This is a genomic window from Legionella quinlivanii (assembly GCF_900461555.1).
Lineage (GTDB): Bacteria > Pseudomonadota > Gammaproteobacteria > Legionellales > Legionellaceae > Legionella_C > Legionella_C quinlivanii.
In genome coordinates, this window is the sequence record NZ_UGOX01000001.1 from 3,168,131 (window position 1) to 3,185,724 (window position 17,594).

The following is a 17,594-nucleotide window of genomic DNA, read 5'->3' on the forward strand; positions in this document are numbered from 1 at the left end:
ATGAGTGGATTTCGTTTACAGCAAATTGAGGTATTTAATTGGGGTACTTTTCATCAGCGGATATGGCGTTTAGCTCTGGAAGGCAAGAATGGTTTGCTGACAGGAGATATTGGTGCAGGAAAATCTACATTAGTCGATGCTATTACTACCTTGTTAGTTCCCGCGCATCGTATTGCATATAACAAGGCTGCAGGAGCTGAAGCAAAAGAGCGCAGCCTGCTTTCTTATGTACTAGGCTATTATAAATCGGAACGTAGTGAGGCTGGTCAGTCCGCCAGACCTGTGGCATTAAGAAATAATAGTCATTACTCAGTTATTCTAGGGGTTTTTTATAATCAAGCGACACAGCAATCCGTAACGCTTGCTCAAGTTTTCTGGATTAAAGATAACGGAGGACAACCAGCACGTTTTTTTGTGGTAGCGGATGAGGTATTGAGTATTTCATCTCATTTTACCCATTTTGGTCAGAATATTAATCAACTTAAAAAGCGCTTACGCCTTCTTTCGTCGTCTGAACTGCTTTTTGATAGCTTCCCTCCTTATGCCGCGGCGTTCAAACGTCGCTTTGGGATTCAGCATGATCAGGCGCTGGAACTCTTTCACCAAACGGTATCGATGAAATCGGTAGGAAACTTAACGGAATTTGTTCGCGATCACATGCTGGAGGCTTTCGATGTTGCCTCACGTATTGAATCTTTAATTCAGCATTTTGATGATTTAAACCGAGCGCATGATGCGGTGGTTAAAGCCAAAGCCCAAATTCAAAAGCTTAGTCCTCTGGCTAAGGATCTGGATTTACATACCCAGCTTATCAATCAAAAGGAACATTGGCGTGTATGCCGTGAGGGGTTACGATATTATTTTGCCTATCTTAAATCGGGGTTGTTGAGGCAGCGTATCGAAAATTTGCAAGACGATATCCAAAAAGGAACAAACCGGATTGCTGTTTTAAATGACAACCGGGCCAATGCCTTGGCAGAAAGAGATCATCTCACACGAGAACTTCTGGTGAATGGGGGTGACCGTGCTGAGCGTTTGCGTCTTGAAATAGAAGGGCATATACGTGAGCAGAATAAACGCAAACAAACAGCGAAAGACTATGAACTCCTGGCGAGAGATCTTGAGTTACCGTTTCCAGACAGTTTTGAGCAATTCATCCAAAACCAGGCAGCATTAAAACAGCGCTTGCAAAATGGCCAAATTCGCGAAAGCGTTATGCAAAATGAAATCACCGAGTGCACGGTACGCTTCAAAACAGAGCAGCAGCAACATAAGATACTTGAAGAAGAAATTCAATCGTTACAGCAACGACAAAGCAATATCAGTGCTAAACAAGTTGTGCTCAGAACTCAACTATGTCAGGCTTTAAATCTCCCAGAGGAGGATATGCCGTTTGTTGGCGAGTTATTGCAAATTCAGGATAGTGAATCACGCTGGGAAGGCGTGGCCGAACGTTTACTGCATCAGTTTGGCCTATCGCTGCTAGTCCCAGACAGGCATTATCAAACGGTAAGTGCCTGGGTTGAGGGCACTCATTTGAAAGGTCGTCTAGTTTATTATCGTGTACCAGCTGCGATTGATGCAAGGCAGAGAAAGACGATTCAACCAGGCTCCTTAGTTGAAAAAATACAAATTAAACCCGATACAGAGTTTTATACCTGGCTGGAACTGGAATTAAGCAAGCGCTTTGATTTCCTATGCTGTGAAGATCTTGATGATTTTCGCAAATCACAACAGGCAGTGACACCAGCAGGGCAAATAAAATTTTATGGTCAGCGGCATGAAAAGGATGACCGGTATCCCATTAATGATAAAAGCCGCTACATTTTGGGCTGGAATAATCAGAAAAAACTCAATACCTTGCTACTTCAAAAGCAAGAGAAAGAACAATCCTTACATGAATTGTCCATTCAAATTAGCCAAACGCAAAGTGCAAGGAAAGAATTAGACCAGGAAAAAATAAACATTCTGCGTCTGGAAGCATTTAAAGAATTTGAAGCGCTTTGCTGGCAAAAATTAACTCGAATTATTGCAACTCTGGAAAAGGAAAAAGAATGTCTGGAGCAGGCTTCTGATGTGCTAAAAGAGCTCAATGCGGCTTTGGAAAAAACTACAGAGCATATCAAATCGTTGGAGCAGCAATTAGACCAGCAAAAAGATAAAACCTCGAAAAGCGAAGCTAAAATGGAGTGGGCACAACAGCAGTTATCCACCTGCGAGCAAGAGTGTTTACCTGAGGACTGTGGTGAGATATCGGCTTTAATTACTGCATTGGAGCGCTATAGAGCGGAGGCTTTGGGAAGTCACCAGCTCACTATAGAGGCCTGTGATAACAAACAACAGGACTTACGTTTCTGGATTCAAAAGAAAATTGATAGCCAGGATAGTAAAATAAAAACGCTGGAAGAGCGAATTATTAAAGCGATGGAAGGATATCGTCGTGACTACCCTGCTGAAACACAAGAGGTTGATGCACGGCTGGAGGCAGGAAATGAATTAAACTCATGTTATCTAACTTGCAAGCCGATGATTTACCTCGCTTTGAAGAACGTTTTAAGGCTTTATTGAACGAAAATACAATAAGAGAAATTGCCAATTTCCAGTCACAACTTAACCGGGAAGTACAAGATATTAAAGAACGCATTGCACAAATCAATCGGTCTCTTGAAGAAATAGAGTATAACCCTGGACGCTATATTGCTTTAGAAATTCAAGATACCCGTGATATGGAACTGCGCCAATTCCGTATGGATTTACGTCAGTGCACTGAAGGGAGCTTAAGCAGTCATGAGGCTGCTCAGTATGCCGAGCATAAGTTTTTACAGGTAAAAGCCATTATCGAGCGGTTTCGGGGACGAGAAGGCACAACAGAACTTGATAAACGCTGGACTCGTAAAGTTACCGATGTGCGCCAATGGTTTGCGTTTGCAGCGTCTGAGCGATGGCTGGAAGATCATAGTGAACACGAACATTACACCGACTCGGGAGGTAAGTCAGGGGGTCAAAAGGAAAAATTGGCATACACCATTTTGGCTGCCAGCCTCGCCTATCAATTTGGTTTACAGGCAGATAGAGCATCTCAGCAGAGTTTTCGTTTTGTTGTTATCGATGAGGCTTTTGGGCGAGGTTCCGATGAATCGGCACGTTTCGGTTTGGATTTGTTTAAAGCAATGGGATTACAGTTATTGGTGGTAACACCTTTACAAAAGATTCATATCATAGAGCCTTATGTTGCTTCGGTAGGATTTGTCCATAGTAAGGAAGGAGGCGAGTCTTTGTTAAGGCATTTAACGATAGACGAATATAGAAAAGAAAAAGAGGCTTATCTTGCAACCTGATAGGCGATGGGCTAGTAAACTTTTAATCCAAAAGAAACTTGAGGCGCTTTGGGATTCCGGTCGTTTGTTAACAGAGCTTTTAGAGCCTTCTGATTTTTTTCCGCTTCGTTTTTCTTTGAAAGCCCCTTCTTCGGCTGATTTAGGACAACGCTTTACTGAAGCTCAGATTTGGGTTTCTGAAATTCGGAGTTTGTCATCGATTCCCGGATTTCATCTCGACTGGCAGGTTGTAAATCACAGATCTTTGGGCCGTAATGAGCTGCCAAAAACACTCTCTATCGCTTCTGTGCAGGATGTTTTAACCTGGTTGGGAAAGCACCGTAAAGGAGAATTATTTCTGCGTGTGGCGAGACAGATATTAACCGAGATCCCTGCATTGCGCGCATGGATTATAAAAAAACCCCATCAGATACTCATTTATCATGAGGTAATGCCAAGATTATTACGGGTCATGCAATGGATGTTACAAAATCCAAAACCCGGTATTTACATGAGACAGCTTAGTCTGCCTGAAATAGATTCCAAATTTATGGAGCAGCATCAATCCATTTTGAGCGATTGGTTTGATCTGCTCTTGCCAGTGGACGCAATTCAGCCGCAATGGAGTGCGAGAGCGAATTTTGCAGCACGATATGGCTTTAATGAAAAACCTAACCTGGTTCGTTTTCGTATTCTGGACGAATCCTGCCATATCCAGGGCTTATCGGATTTAAGTATCACTACACAGGCTTTTTCTCAACTTGCTTTACCCGTGAAGACTGTTTTTATAGTCGAAAATGATATTAATGCTCTGGTTTTTCCCAAGATTCCCAAGTCTCTGGTGATTTTTGGCAGAGGCTATGGTTTTGATTTTCTGGAACAAGCCTCCTGGCTTTCGGATAAAGAGGTCTGGTATTGGGGGGACATTGATACGCATGGCTTTGCTATTTTAAATCAGTGCAGGAAAATTCTTCCTCAGACAAAATCATTCCTTATGGATGAAACTACCTTGCTTAGTCATAGAATGCATTGGACAATAGAACCAAAACAGAATCAAAGCCCTCTCAATTACTTAACTGCAAAGGAGCAGTTATTATATGAGGCCTTGCAAACACAGCGTTATGGAACTCATCTCCGTTTGGAACAAGAATATATTTCCTATGCTGGGATTGTGCAGTTTTTGTCTTCTCTACAATGTGCAGAACACATTATGAGAAGTTAGTGTCTAAACAATATTTCTCAAGCGTTCAAACCGGGCAATTGCCTGTAATGAGCAAAAATGACACTTTAATGATTTCCTGTTTCTTATTATCCATTATTATCGCTCCATTTAAATGTACTATCCATAATTACATGGAAAAGCATTGAACATCAATTGCTCATGAAAAGCAAATTACGATTACAGTAAAAAAATGTTTTAACTATAAGATGTTAACCAATGCATAAAATACTTGACCTTGCCGTCGCGTAAACCTTTACCATGTGCCTTGTCAGTTAGAGGAGTGCAATGATGGCATACACGATAAATCAGTTAGCGAAACTTTCAGGTATTAGTACACGCACGCTGCGATTTTATGACGAAATTGGTTTGCTGGCACCTGCTTACTATGGCGAGAATCAATATCGCTATTACCAGGAGGAGCAATTACTCATGCTTCAGCAGATTCTATTTTTTCGTGAGCTAGGATTCCCTCTAAATGAAATTCGACAGATTTTAAGCAGCGATGATTTCAATAAAATCGAATCATTAAAAGCTCATAAATCCATGTTGGAATTGGGTCTCAAACGAACGATAACTCTAATCAAGACTATTGATAAAACCATTTCACATTTAAGAGGGAAAATAATCATGCGTGAGAGCGAAATGTACGAGGGATTTGATCCAGTCAAACAACAGGAGCATGAAGAATATATGCTGAATACAGGAATTATTTCACAAAAACAGATCGATGATAGCTGGCAGCGTGTTTCTCATTGGAAAAAACCTGACTGGGAACAATTTAAAGGAGCTGGCGAAACATTTCACAAGTCTATTGTGGAAGCACTTAAGCAAGGCCAGAAAGTAGACTCTGATCATGTTCAAAAGCTTATCCAGCAGCATTACGAATGGGTTAATAATTTTTGGACGCCTACCAAAGAGACTTATCTGGCGCTTGGAAAAATGTACTTAAATCATCCTGATTTTCATACATTTTATACGCAATTTCACCCGGATTTAGTAGAGTATCTGGTTGCTGCTATGAAAGTGTTTGCTGAACAAAAATTGGATTAGCTAATAGAGTCTGAAAATGCACGACTATACTCTTTTGCTATTTAAGTAACTTTATTAGCAGAGAGTCCATATTTCTTGCCGATCAAACTAGTATTGTGCAAAAACTCCCCATTATTATCAATTCCCAATAGTCAGCACATATTTGGATAATTTCTGGTCGGTTATCAAAGTAAGTTACTTTCATTATATTCTCTTTTGTTATTCATTTATATTGGATACAAGAAGGTCTGTGAGGCACACCTTATTCCTTATTTTGGTGAAGTGGCATTACAAGATTTAAAACCAGCTTTTATTCGAGAATGGATACGTTGTTTGCAAGTAACCTCAAAAACCGTCAGCAATCTTCTCATTCCTCTACGCGCGATCATTGAGCAGGCACTGAATGATGAATACATCAAGAGTAATCCTCTGGATAAAATTGTTATTTCTAAGTTGTTAAGCAAACAAACCAGCAAAAGCAATTTCAAAGTAGACCCATTTGATAAAAACGAAGTCAAAGCTATTTTAGAAGCAACGCATCCCGAACAGATCAGAAATCTCTTTCAGTTTGCTTTTTTTACAGGACTAAGAACATCCGAGCTCATAGCTCTTGAATGGGAGGATATTGATTTAGCTCATGGGATAATAAATGTCGTAAGAGCTGTGGTTAAGAAACAGATCAAGGGAACAAAAACAATTGCGGGTAAACGTCAGGTAATGTTGCTCCCTCCTGCTATTGAAGCGCTTAACGCACAAATGAAATATACATTTGGGCTGGGTAAACGTGTTTTTCATAATCCACGGACTAATCAACCATGGGAAACAGATCATCAAATTCGACGAACTGCATGGGTACATACAATTAAAAGAGCAGGGATTCGTTACAGAAATCCATATCAAACAAGGCATACCTATGCATCAATGATGTTATCTGGCGGGGAAAATATCATGTGGGCTGCAAGTCAGATGGGCCACGTTGATACTGAAATGGTGATGAAGACGTATGGAAAATGGATTCCTAATGATTCATCAAAAAAAGGGTATCGGACAAATCAAGAAGTTAGATGGTGGAGGCGGCGGGAATCGAACCCGCTACCATGTTTTTTAGTTTTTCATGAAATACCATTAAAGACCATGAAAAACTACGCCAATTATGAGTTATCGCACTTTCTCCAAAATGCACCATGTTGTCTTTCATAGTCTGAAATTGTCTTCAGATGGTGCCGTTTTGGTGCCTCTAAATTGTGAAGGTAAATCACGTTGCCCAAAATTCTGATTACTCCACCTGCCAAATTTAGTGGTTATAAACAACCAGCTTTTTCAAGCCGTAATTTCACTCCAATGATCCCGCATAAATTCAGCATAACGAAGTAATGAAAGTAGAGCAATATACGCTTCATGTACATCTATCTCAGATTCAGCACCATGCCCAGACTCATCTCGCCAATAGCTAATTATATCGGTATACCTCCCATACCTTTCTTTTATATACTGGTTTGTCTGACCAAAAACCAAATTTTCGATTCGACGTCTCCCGCTACCAGTTTTATAAATTTTTAATGCTTCGTCTTTGTTTGTTTTAATAAATGCAGCCGTTAGGAGGATAGACTCAGTCGCTGCACCACTCATTACACAACATGCCAAGTAATTCGCAGAAAAATAGCAACTTACGGCTTCCTTTGCTCTTCTGAAATACTCAACTCCAAAAAGAGATTGAAATTTACTATAGACTTCTTCTAATCGTCCATGTGAGGCCGGTAGAAGATTATCATTTTGATTTAAAATCAACCATTCCTTGCCATATTCAGTAACTGTAAATCCTTCGCTTAGTGAACTTACATTTGTAATATAGAAATTGCCGCCAAATCTTTCTCCTGGCTTTAATATCCCTCTTCTAACTAGTTGAAAAAGAGCATCTGAAAATAAATTTTGTAGGGTAATTTTATTTTGGCGATTTTTTTGATGAACCGAATGACTATCATTTCTTTCTATGTGACTTTCAGGATCTGGAATTTTATGATCATACATGAACGACTCAACACATCGAATTAATTTGATATCGTATGGTGCTTCACTTAGTTTCGTTGAATCAATTGTATTTTTTTGTATTCCCTCTCGTAATTTACTTATTATATGTTGTTCACAATCATCTATAGTAAATTCCATATTATTCCTTGTATAATTTTTTAACATCGATGGCACTTTTAACCGGAATTATCCTTGGTACTTCTGTGCAACTTTAAAAATAAGTCCCGAACTCTATTATCAAATATTAAAACATCCTTGATTATGATGCAAAATAAATTTGACATAATTGGATTTGTACTTAATAATTTAAGCATCATTACAAAGGATGCTAATATTTTGGATCTGATAAACATATCAACAATTAGCGCAGGCTACTCATTTCGCGGAAAAATTCCTGAACTTAAAAACTCAGGCGTTTATTGTGTGCAAATGAAAGACATTAATGAAACATATAATGTAAACTGGAGCACAGTAATAGAGACTATATTACCTAGCCGCCAATCTCAGGTATCACTTCGGTCTGGAGATATTTTATTCGCAGCACGTGGCCAGCGAAATTACGCCGCATTAATAGATGCTGAGCTAAGAGAGCGTCTTGCCATTGCAGCACCTCAATTCTTTGTAATTCGTTTAAATGTTCCTGATGTACTACCAGAATATATAGCTTGGTTTTTAAATCAAACTATCGCACAACGCTATTTTCTCAGTAATGCTGAGGGTAGTACAACGCCAAGTATTCGTAGACAGGTATTAGAAGCAACACCAATTATTTTACCTACATTGAAGCAACAAAAAACCATCATAGAATTAGCTAAAACCATTAGCAAAGAAAAACATTTAGCAGACAAAATGATCGCTAATGGTGAGTTACTTATGCAAACACTGCTTAATGAAATCAGCCAAACCCAATTGAATGAAGAGGAAGTTCCATCATGCTAAATAGCCATGCGTTAAACACTATACCCATCAATGCCGATCCTGTTAATCAAGACACTATAAATAAAGCGCTGATGGCAGCGTGTGATACTTTTCGGGGAACGATTAGTGCCGATACCTATAAAGATTTTATTCTCACTATGCTCTTCCTCAAATATATATCAGATGTATGGCAAGATCATTTTGATGAATATCAAAAGCAATATGGCGATGAGCCGGAATTAATTCATGAAATGATGAAAAATGAACGTTTTGTGATCCCTGAAATTACGCTGAAAAATGAAGATGGCTCGGTTAGAGATCAATTTCAAGCAACGTTTAAAAACCTTTGGGAACGACGTCATGAACCCGGCAACGGTGAACGAATTGATCTGTGCTTACATGCTATAGAAGAAGCAAATGGTACCAAACTACGCGATAACGCTAAAAGTGTTTTCCAAGATATCAGTTTTAATACTGATAAGCTGGGTGAAGAAAAACAGAAAAACACTATATTAAGACATTTGTTGGAAGATTTTGCCAAACCCGACTTGAACCTAAGACCTTCTCGTGTCGCTGGACTTGATATTATTGGCAATGCTTACGAATATCTTATCAAGCACTTTGCTGCAAGTGGTGGACAAAAAGCAGGAGAATTTTATACCCCTCCCGAAGTATCCAGTTTGATAGCAACGTTACTTAATCCTCAACCCGGTGACAGTATTTGCGATCCCGCTTGTGGTTCTGGCTCTTTGTTGATGAAATGTGGTCGACTTATCCGAGAAAACCACCATCAAAAAAATTATGCGCTCTTTGGACAAGAAGCTATAGGCTCTACATGGTCGCTTGCTAAGATGAATATGTTCTTGCATGGTGAGGATAATCACAAAATTGAATGGGGCGATACCATTAGAAATCCAAAATTATTGGATAGTAAAGGGCATTTGATGTTGTTTGACATTGTCACAGCGAATCCACCCTTCTCTCTGGATAAATGGGGTCATGAAGAAGCTGTGAACGATCATTTTGGCCGCTTTCGCCGGGGTATACCACCCAAGACCAAAGGCGATTATGCATTCATTTTACATATGATTGAGACACTTAAACCTAAAACAGGCCGCATGGGTGTCGTTGTGCCTCATGGTGTTCTATTCAGAGGTTCAAGCGAAGTGAAAATCAGACAACAATTGATTGAAGAAAATTTACTTGATACCGTGATTGGTTTACCTGAAAAACTTTTTTATGGTACAGGAATACCTGCTGCAATTCTTATTTTCAAAAAGCAAAAATCAGATAATAAAGTGCTTTTTATTGATGCATCTAAAGAATTTAAAGCAGGTAAGAATCAAAACCAATTGTCTCAATCCAATATAGATAAAATTATTGAAACCTACAAAAAACGTCAATCTATTGATAAGTACGCCTACCTTGCGGAGCCAGATGAAATAAAAGAAAACGATTACAACCTGAATATTCCTCGTTATGTTGATACCTTTGAAGAGGAGGACGAGATTGACTTGATGGCAGTTAGAGCCGATCGTTTGCAACTTAAAAAAGAACTGGCTGAGCTTGAGCTTCAAATGGATGCTTATTTGAAGGAGCTTGGTTATGATGCCTGAAGGATGGCGGAAGTGCCACTTAATAGAAATTCTTCATGGACAAATTAAGAATGGTTATTCTCCCAATGCAGCTGATGTTGAAACTGGGTATTGGGTACTAGGGTTAGGAGTATTAGGCGATAGTAGTTGTAACTTTAAAGAAATAAAACCAGTTTATCCAACTTTGCAGGTATTACGAAATTTATTATGTAAAGACGATTTTTTAATCAGTCGCTCTAATACACCAGACAAAGTTGGTCGATCAATGAGATTTAAAGGTGAGCTATCAAATTGTTCATACCCTGATTTAATGATGCGCTTTCGTATTGATGAGAAAAAAGCTGATCTTAAATTTATAGAGATTCAATTAAAATCAGCTCCCGTGCGTGGGTATTTTAAAAATTGTGCTGCGGGTAGTAGTAATACAATGGTAAAAATAAATAAATCAATAGTTGAAAAAGTTCCTTTACTATTGCCACCACTTAATGAACAAAAGAAAATAGCCCAAATCCTATCAACATGGGACAAAGCTATCACCACCACCGAAAAATTATTAGCCAACAGCGAGCAACAGAAAAATGCACTAATGCAACAGTTGCTTTCAGGAAAAGAACGACTGTTGGATAAATATGGGCAGAAATTTAGAGCAGCATGGATTGCTATACATTTAAAAGACCTTTGCTCTATTATAACGGGAAAAAAAGATGTCAATGAAGGCAATCCTGATGGTAATTATCCATTTTTTACATGCGCCAGTGCGCCAACTAAATGCGACGGATACTCATATGACTGCGAAGCGATATTAATTGCTGGCAACGGCATGATAGGGAAGACACATTATTACAATGGAAAATTTGAGGCTTACCAAAGAACTTATATATTAAATAATTTTAACAAAATCATATGTGTATCCTATTTGCACCAGTTCATTCTGTATTGGTTAATATGTGATATTGAACGAGAAAAGCAACATGGAGCAATGCCATATATCAAGCTTGGCTTATTACAACAATTCAATGTATTTGTTCCAAGTATTGAAGAACAACAAAAAATTGCGATGGTACTTTCTACAGCCGATCATGAAATTGAAAAGATAAAACAACAACTGGAGTGGTTTAAACAAGAAAAAAAAGCATTAATGCAGCAACTTTTAACTGGAAGACGAAGAGTTACGTTAGCGGAGACCAATAATGCCTAAATTGATTTCTTTTGAAGATGCCATTATCGACTCTCAAAATTATTCTAAACGACATTTAATTCTTGGAAATGGATTTAGTATAGGCTGCTTTCCCGATATTTTTCACTATTACTCTTTATATAACAAAGCAAATTTATCTAATGCGCCAGAACTAAAACAAGTATTTGAATCTTTTAATACACAAGACTTTGAATTGATTATCAAAGCGCTCAGTAACGGCATCAATTTGTTACCTATTTATGTACCTAATTATCAAGTTTTTGTCCAAAAAATGAAAACACATGTTGAATGCTTAAAAGAAGTACTAATCCAGACTATTTCAGAAAATCACCCGAAGATTCCATCTGACATTTCTGAAACGAAGTATCTACACTGCAAGAAATTTATTAATTATTTCCTTGGAGAAGGAACCTCTGGACAAGTCTATACACTTAATTATGACTTGCTCCTTTATTGGGCTCTAATGCATTCCAACGATTTTACTGAGGAAGCATCAACCAAAATAGGCAAAAATGATGGTTTTGGAAATGCTGAAGATGAATTTGATATTTCATATGTCATATGGCAAGGTCACTCTAACTCTGGGCAACAACGTGTTCACTATCTGCATGGTGCACTTCATTTATTTGATGCGGGATATGAGCTAAGAAAATATACCTGGCTTAGAAGCGGTGTTCGGCTTATCGAGCAAATCCGTGAAGCACTTGAAAAAAATGAATTTCCATTGTTTGTTACAGAAGGTACCAGCCAAGAAAAAATGGCTAAAATAGAGCATCATGCGTATCTTTACCATAGCTATAAAAGTCTGGTCGCAAACTGTAACCAAAAAGAACCTTGTGTTTTTATTTATGGTCATTCCCTTGCCGAAAATGATAATCACATTTTAAAGAAAATAGGTAAAGGTAAATTCCCTAAATTGTACATAGGGTTATACGGAGACCCATCCAATCAAGGGAACAAATACATTATTCAACAGGCCAATAAATTAGCAGCTTTAAGAGATAAAAAATATCCCTTGAAAGTAGCATTTTATGACTCTTTATCCGCTAATGTGTGGGGAGCATGATGATTTTCAATCAAAAGACTGCTTTCTTTGCTATCCAAAAGAGATTTATATCATGACATGGACAATTGAGCTAATTTTAAACGAACTCATCGAACTCGATGAGCATCAACGCATCGAAGCCAAACGTGGAAGTGATATTGGTAACTCAATCATGCAAACTATTTGTGCTTTTGCGAACGAACCCGGTTTAGGTGGAGGCTGGCTGCTTCTTGGTGTTGATGAACCAAACGATGAACATAATACACATTGGGTTAGTGGCGTTGATAATATCGACAAGTTATTAGGCGAGCTGCAAAACAATTGTCGCACACAGTTTGAACACCCCATCCGCATTGAATGTAAACACGAAAAATTTGATGGTAAATCAGTCATTGGTGTTTTTGTACATGAACTTGAACCTAATGCAAAACCATGCCGTTTTATTGGAAAACCTGATAAACATAACAAGCGTAAAACGGGCGTTTGGCGACGTGGGGCAAATGGTGATTATGAATGCACTGAAAAAGAGCTAGAGCCTATTTTAATGGCAAAGGCTGGCATCAGCTATGAACAAATTATTTTACCGGATACTACTCTCGATGATTTGGATGAAAATGCTATCGCCCTGTACCGCAAACTACGTGCAAAGGTTCGTCCTAATGCCGAAGAGTTACAAGCTGATGATCTAGGGCTACTCCGTGCGCTGCATGTAGTTAAAAAACATGGTGGCGAGTATACCCCCAATATTGCCGGGTTACTTTTATTTGGCAAAACACTTTCTTTGCGCGGATTACTACCCGCTGTGCGTGTAGATTATGTTCGCGTTGCAGGCACTGAATGGGTAGAAGATCCAGAACAACGTTTTCAGTACTCTCTTGATCTGCGAGAACCATTATTAGCTCTTATCCCTAAACTTGAAAATGTGATTTTAGATGACATGCCCCGCTATTTTCGTTTAGAAGAAGGACAGCTACAACGTTCTGATCAGCCGTTCTTACCTCAAAAAGTGATTCGCGAGGCGATTGTGAACGCAGTGATGCATCGAGATTACCATATACACCAGCCAACAATGGTTATTCGCTATAGCAATCGGCTTGAGATCCGCAATGCGGGTTATTCTTTGAAGTCTTTGGACGAATATGATGATACGGGTTCTGAGCTAAGGAACCCTATCCTTTCTCATGTTTTATATGACTTGGATTTTGCAGAAACGAAAGGAACCGGGTTTCGCACGATGCAGCGTTTACTAAACGATGCGGGTTTAACTAAGCCTATATTGTTATCGAATAGACAAAGTAACTACTTCAAAGCAACCTTTTTACTCCATCAACTGATGAATGAAGAGCAGTTGCTTTGGTTAAAGCAGTTTAGAGATTTGAATTTAAGCTCTGATGAAGCCAAAGCATTGGTCTTAATTAGGGAGGTAGGAGCGATCGACAATGGTGCTCTGCGAGCGATTACAGACCTGGATACACTGGCAGCAAGTAAGGTACTTGGCCGCCTCTGGCAACAATACCATTTGATTGAAAAAGGTGGAAGTGGACGTAATACTTATTATAAACCGACCCATTTGTTAATGAGCTATCATCCTTCTGAGCATCAAAATAGTGATGAGCTCAATAGAAATGATAGCAACCTCATGGCAAATAGTAGTGACCTCGATGCAAATAGTAGTCACTTACCTGATGCTTTGCGAGAGGAAATTGATCGATTGACTCCAAAGTCTCGTCAGATAAAGCCCATCATTTTGAAGCTATGCCTACATCACTCGTATTCAGCCGATCAAATGGCGACTATTCTTAATAGAAACGCGAGTGCTTTAAAAACGAAGCAACTTGTACCTATGTGTGAAGAAGGATTGATAACGTATACCTATCCAGAGGTACGAAATCATCCAAATCAAGCTTACGCTATCACAGAAAAAGGAAAGCAGCGGTTAAAAAATAAGGGGCAACTATGACCCAATTACCTCGTTTTCAAGAAGAATACAGCGCAAAAATACCTGCGCTGGTTGTTCTCAACAATTTAGGTTGGACTTTTCTATCTCCAGAGCAAGCATTAGCTTTACGTGAGAATAAACCCAGTGAAGTAGTCTTAAAAGCAGCGTTATATGATGTATTACGAAAACGCCGTTTTATATATGCAGGAAAAGAGTATCCGCTTTCTGATAAATCGATTGATGGGATAGTCGCAGAAATTAGCACACCCGCATTAAATGAGGGTTTAACCAAAGCAAATGAGCGGATATATAACCACATTTTATATGGCATTACTGTCACTGAATTTGTTGGTGGTAAGAAAATAAATCCGACTATTCCACTGATTGATTGGCATGATATCCAAAATAATAGTTTTTTATTTACAGAGGAATATTCGGTTTTGGGTGCTGGTGGTGTGCAAACCCGATGTCCAGATATTGTTTGCTTCGTTAATGGCTTACCACTCGCAGTCATCGAAGCGAAACGTCCTGATGGAAAGAAAGGCCCAACTATTGAAGAAGGAATATCACAACATCTACGTAACCAGCGTTTAAGCGAAATCCCTCAGTTATTCGCCTATAGCCAACTGTTATTATCCATTAATGGCGTTGATGGCTTATATGGAACACAAGGCACAGATGCAAAATTTTGGGCTACGTGGCGAGACGAAGATATAAACGAGAATCACTTCAATCAAATTAAAAATTTAGCACTTACCACGCAACAAGTAGACGGTTTTTTTAACCATCGGCGAGCAACAGATAGAGTTTGGTTTGAAAAACTCATTTCGCAAGGACAATTAGCGGTAACAGGACAAGATAAACTGCTTATCAGTTTATTATCACCCGAACGATTACTCGATATGACTCGTTATTTCATGTTGTTTGACAAGAAAGCAGGGAAAATCGTTGCACGATATCAACAGTTCTTTGGTATCCAGCGGCTAATTGAACGAATTAACACACCTAACCCTGATGGTGGTAGAGAAGGTGGCGTAATATGGCATACGACCGGCTCTGGGAAATCACTAACGATGGTCTTTTTATCACGTGCACTCATATTGCATGACAGTTTGAAACAATGTCGTATCGTTGTCGTCACTGATCGAGTAGATCTGGAAAGACAACTATCCAATACCTTTCATTCTGGTGGTGAGTTTTCTGGAAAAACAGAATTTTCAAATGCAAAAGCCACGTCCGGCAGACGGCTGGCAGAGCAAATTAGCAAAGGCACTGAACGTGTTATTTTTTCTCTGATTCAAAAATTTAATACCGCAGCTAAGCTGCCACAATGCAAGAATGTAAGTCGTGATATTGTCGTTTTAGTGGATGAAGGCCACCGCTCACAGGGCGGAGAAAATTATATTCGCATGAAACAGGCTTTGCCTAATGCTGCCTTCATTGCCTTTACAGGTACGCCCTTGCTTAAAGAAGATAAAACAACGAATAAATTTGGATCGATCATCCATGCTTATACTATGCAGCGTGCTGTAGAAGATAAAATGGTGACACCGCTTTTATATGAAGAAAGACGCCCTGAACTCATGGTAAATGACCGTGCAATTGATTCATGGTTTGAACGAATAACTGAGGAACTTTCTGATGAACAACGCGCAGATTTAAAGAAGAAATATGCCAAAAAAGGCGAAATCTACCGCTCTGAAAATCGAATTGAGCTTGTTGCTCTAGATATAGCGCATCATTTTGTAAAAAATATTGATGAGGGCTTAAAAGGACAAATTGCTTGTGACAGCAAACTGTCCGCTATTCGTTACAAAAAATATTTAGATGAAGTTGGATTATTTGAATCTGCCGTCGTGATGTCACCTCCTGATACCAGAGAAGGAAATACAGAAGTTGATGAATCTAAAATTCCAGAAGTAACAAAATGGTGGAAAGACAATGTTGGCAATCAAGAGGAACGAGAATACACACGACAGGTTATAGAGCGTTTTGCCAATGATGAAGATTTAAAAATAATTATTGTTGTTGATAAGCTGCTTACAGGTTTTGATGAGCCGCGAAATACAGTACTTTATATTGATAAACAGCTCAAAGAGCATAATTTAATTCAGGCCATTGCTCGAGTTAACCGATTGCATGAAAAGAAAAAATTTGGATTGTTGATTGATTATAGGGGGATTCTTAAAGAGCTTGATACCACCATTGCCAAGTATCAGGATTTGGCATCCAGAACTCAACAAGGTTATGACATTACCGATCTGGATGGTTTATATCACCAAATGTCTAGTGAATATAAACGTCTTCCACTGCTCTATGATGCATTATGGAAAATTTTCAAAGAAGTTAAAAACAAAGGAGATTTTGAACAACTAAGGCAAGTACTTATCCCCAAAATACAAGAAGTTGATGGAGACCTTATCGATACAAATCTGAAAGTTAGAGAGGATTTCTATGATGCACTGAGTGAATTTGCGAACTGTCTCAAAGTTGCCTTACAGTCTGATAGCTTTTTTGATGACAAAAGTATTACTGATGCCCAACGTACACACTATAAAGAGACATTAAAACAATTCACCAGCCTGCGCCAAATTGCAAAACTCGATGCAGGTGAAATCATTATATATGATAAATATGCCGATCTTGTAAAAAAACTCATGGATAAACATGTTGTTGGTGTGCAAATTAAAGAGCCAGTAGGTGTATATGAAGTTGGCAAAATGGGGCGTCAAGAGCGACCCGAAGAATGGAATGAAGAAAAAACAAGAAACGAAACAGATATCATAAAAACACGCATCGCTAAAATGATAGAACAGGATTTAAGAGATGATCCCTATGCGCAAGAAACATTTTCAGAGCTTTTAAAAATAGCCATAAAAGAGGCAGACGAACTGTTTGAACACCCATTAAAACAATATTTACTATTTCAAGAATTTGAACATGATGTGTTGAATAGAAAGCTAAAAGAAATTCCAGCAGATTTTTCTGATAATCACCATGCGCAAGCTTATTATGGAGTATTCAAACTTCAACTTCCTGTTTCTTTTGCCTCTCTTACAGAACAAGAACAAAAAAAATGGGTTGAACTTGCTTTTACTGTAGGCGAATTAATTAATATTTCGATTGCGGAACATTCTTTGAATCAACAAAATACAGAAGCAGACATTCGAAAAAAATTATTACCTATTATTTTCAAAGGGTGTAAAGAGTTGGGTTTTGGAATGGATTACGCAAAAAACATTATTGAACAAATTATTCAAATTGTTCGGGTGGGTTTAATTTCAATATGATTAAGGATAATCG

General features: G+C 38.6%; 12 protein-coding genes. 11 read left to right on the top strand and 1 reads right to left on the bottom strand.

What is annotated here, in order from left to right; translation table 11 throughout:
• From DYH61_RS13575 to DYH61_RS13590, 5 genes are all read left to right on the top strand, one after another.
• Complete coding sequence (locus DYH61_RS13575; protein WP_200823620.1) at positions 1-2,568, top strand: ATP-binding protein; 2,568 nt, start codon at positions 1-3, stop codon at positions 2,566-2,568.
• A complete protein-coding gene (locus DYH61_RS15800; protein ID WP_200823621.1) occupies positions 2,505-3,338 on the top strand; it encodes an SbcC/MukB-like Walker B domain-containing protein in 834 nt (277 codons plus the stop codon). The genes DYH61_RS13575 and DYH61_RS15800 overlap by 64 nt, the downstream gene beginning before the upstream one ends.
• Positions 3,328-4,539 (top strand): Wadjet anti-phage system protein JetD domain-containing protein, encoded by a 1,212-nt coding sequence (locus DYH61_RS13580; RefSeq protein WP_058507179.1) that lies wholly within the window; start codon positions 3,328-3,330, stop codon positions 4,537-4,539. Before DYH61_RS15800 ends, DYH61_RS13580 begins: the two co-directional genes overlap by 11 nt.
• 285 nt (positions 4,540-4,824) lie before the next feature.
• Entirely contained in the window at positions 4,825-5,589 is a 765-nt protein-coding gene (locus tag DYH61_RS13585) for a MerR family transcriptional regulator (RefSeq protein ID WP_327312966.1), read from the top strand.
• Positions 5,590-5,784: 195 nt separating this feature from the next.
• A complete protein-coding gene (locus DYH61_RS13590) occupies positions 5,785-6,768 on the top strand; it encodes a tyrosine-type recombinase/integrase (RefSeq protein WP_256595717.1) in 984 nt (327 codons plus the stop codon).
• Positions 6,769-6,888: 120 nt separating this feature from the next.
• Here the strand turns inward: DYH61_RS13590 and DYH61_RS13595 are convergent, their stop codons facing one another.
• On the bottom strand, positions 6,889-7,734 hold the full coding sequence (locus DYH61_RS13595; RefSeq protein ID WP_058507176.1) for a hypothetical protein: 846 nt from the start codon (positions 7,732-7,734) through the stop codon (positions 6,889-6,891).
• A gap of 123 nt (positions 7,735-7,857) precedes the next feature.
• On the opposite strand from DYH61_RS13595, the gene DYH61_RS13600 reads away from it, so the two are divergent.
• From DYH61_RS13600 to DYH61_RS13625, 6 genes are read left to right on the top strand one after another with little or no spacing between them, the layout of a single operon-like run.
• Complete coding sequence (locus DYH61_RS13600) at positions 7,858-8,535, top strand: restriction endonuclease subunit S (RefSeq protein ID WP_083499185.1); 678 nt, start codon at positions 7,858-7,860, stop codon at positions 8,533-8,535.
• Complete coding sequence (locus DYH61_RS13605) at positions 8,529-10,130, top strand: type I restriction-modification system subunit M (RefSeq protein ID WP_058507174.1); 1,602 nt, start codon at positions 8,529-8,531, stop codon at positions 10,128-10,130. The genes DYH61_RS13600 and DYH61_RS13605 overlap by 7 nt, the downstream gene beginning before the upstream one ends.
• The gene (locus tag DYH61_RS13610) at positions 10,120-11,307 is read left to right on the top strand and encodes a restriction endonuclease subunit S (protein WP_058507173.1); all 1,188 of its coding nucleotides are present in this window, start codon (positions 10,120-10,122) and stop codon (positions 11,305-11,307) included. The genes DYH61_RS13605 and DYH61_RS13610 overlap by 11 nt, the downstream gene beginning before the upstream one ends.
• Entirely contained in the window at positions 11,300-12,373 is a 1,074-nt protein-coding gene (locus DYH61_RS13615; RefSeq protein ID WP_058507172.1) for a DUF4917 family protein, read from the top strand. The genes DYH61_RS13610 and DYH61_RS13615 overlap by 8 nt, the downstream gene beginning before the upstream one ends.
• Positions 12,339-14,312 carry an RNA-binding domain-containing protein gene (locus tag DYH61_RS13620; RefSeq protein ID WP_234999812.1) on the top strand — a complete coding sequence of 658 codons (1,974 nt, stop codon included), beginning with the start codon at positions 12,339-12,341 and terminating at the stop codon, positions 14,310-14,312. The genes DYH61_RS13615 and DYH61_RS13620 overlap by 35 nt, the downstream gene beginning before the upstream one ends.
• Complete coding sequence (locus tag DYH61_RS13625) at positions 14,309-17,581, top strand: type I restriction endonuclease subunit R (RefSeq protein ID WP_058507171.1); 3,273 nt, start codon at positions 14,309-14,311, stop codon at positions 17,579-17,581. The genes DYH61_RS13620 and DYH61_RS13625 overlap by 4 nt, the downstream gene beginning before the upstream one ends.
• Positions 17,582-17,594: the final 13 nt, after the last annotated feature.

Bases quoted from the DNA above. Each gene is read 5' to 3' on its own strand.
- DYH61_RS13620 (WP_234999812.1), top strand. From the start codon at position 12,339: ATGACTCTTTATCCGCTAATGTGTGGGGAGCATGATGATTTTCAATCA.
- DYH61_RS13605 (WP_058507174.1), top strand. From the start codon at position 8,529: ATGCTAAATAGCCATGCGTTAAACACTATACCCATCAATGCCGATCCT.
- DYH61_RS13610 (WP_058507173.1), top strand. From the start codon at position 10,120: ATGATGCCTGAAGGATGGCGGAAGTGCCACTTAATAGAAATTCTTCAT.
- DYH61_RS13600 (WP_083499185.1), top strand. From the start codon at position 7,858: ATGATGCAAAATAAATTTGACATAATTGGATTTGTACTTAATAATTTA.
- DYH61_RS13595 (WP_058507176.1), bottom strand. From the start codon at position 7,734: ATGGAATTTACTATAGATGATTGTGAACAACATATAATAAGTAAATTA.
- DYH61_RS13615 (WP_058507172.1), top strand. From the start codon at position 11,300: ATGCCTAAATTGATTTCTTTTGAAGATGCCATTATCGACTCTCAAAAT.
- DYH61_RS13625 (WP_058507171.1), top strand. From the start codon at position 14,309: ATGACCCAATTACCTCGTTTTCAAGAAGAATACAGCGCAAAAATACCT.
- DYH61_RS15800 (WP_200823621.1), top strand. From the start codon at position 2,505: ATGTTATCTAACTTGCAAGCCGATGATTTACCTCGCTTTGAAGAACGT.
- DYH61_RS13575 (WP_200823620.1), top strand. From the start codon at position 1: ATGAGTGGATTTCGTTTACAGCAAATTGAGGTATTTAATTGGGGTACT.
- DYH61_RS13585 (WP_327312966.1), top strand. From the start codon at position 4,825: ATGATGGCATACACGATAAATCAGTTAGCGAAACTTTCAGGTATTAGT.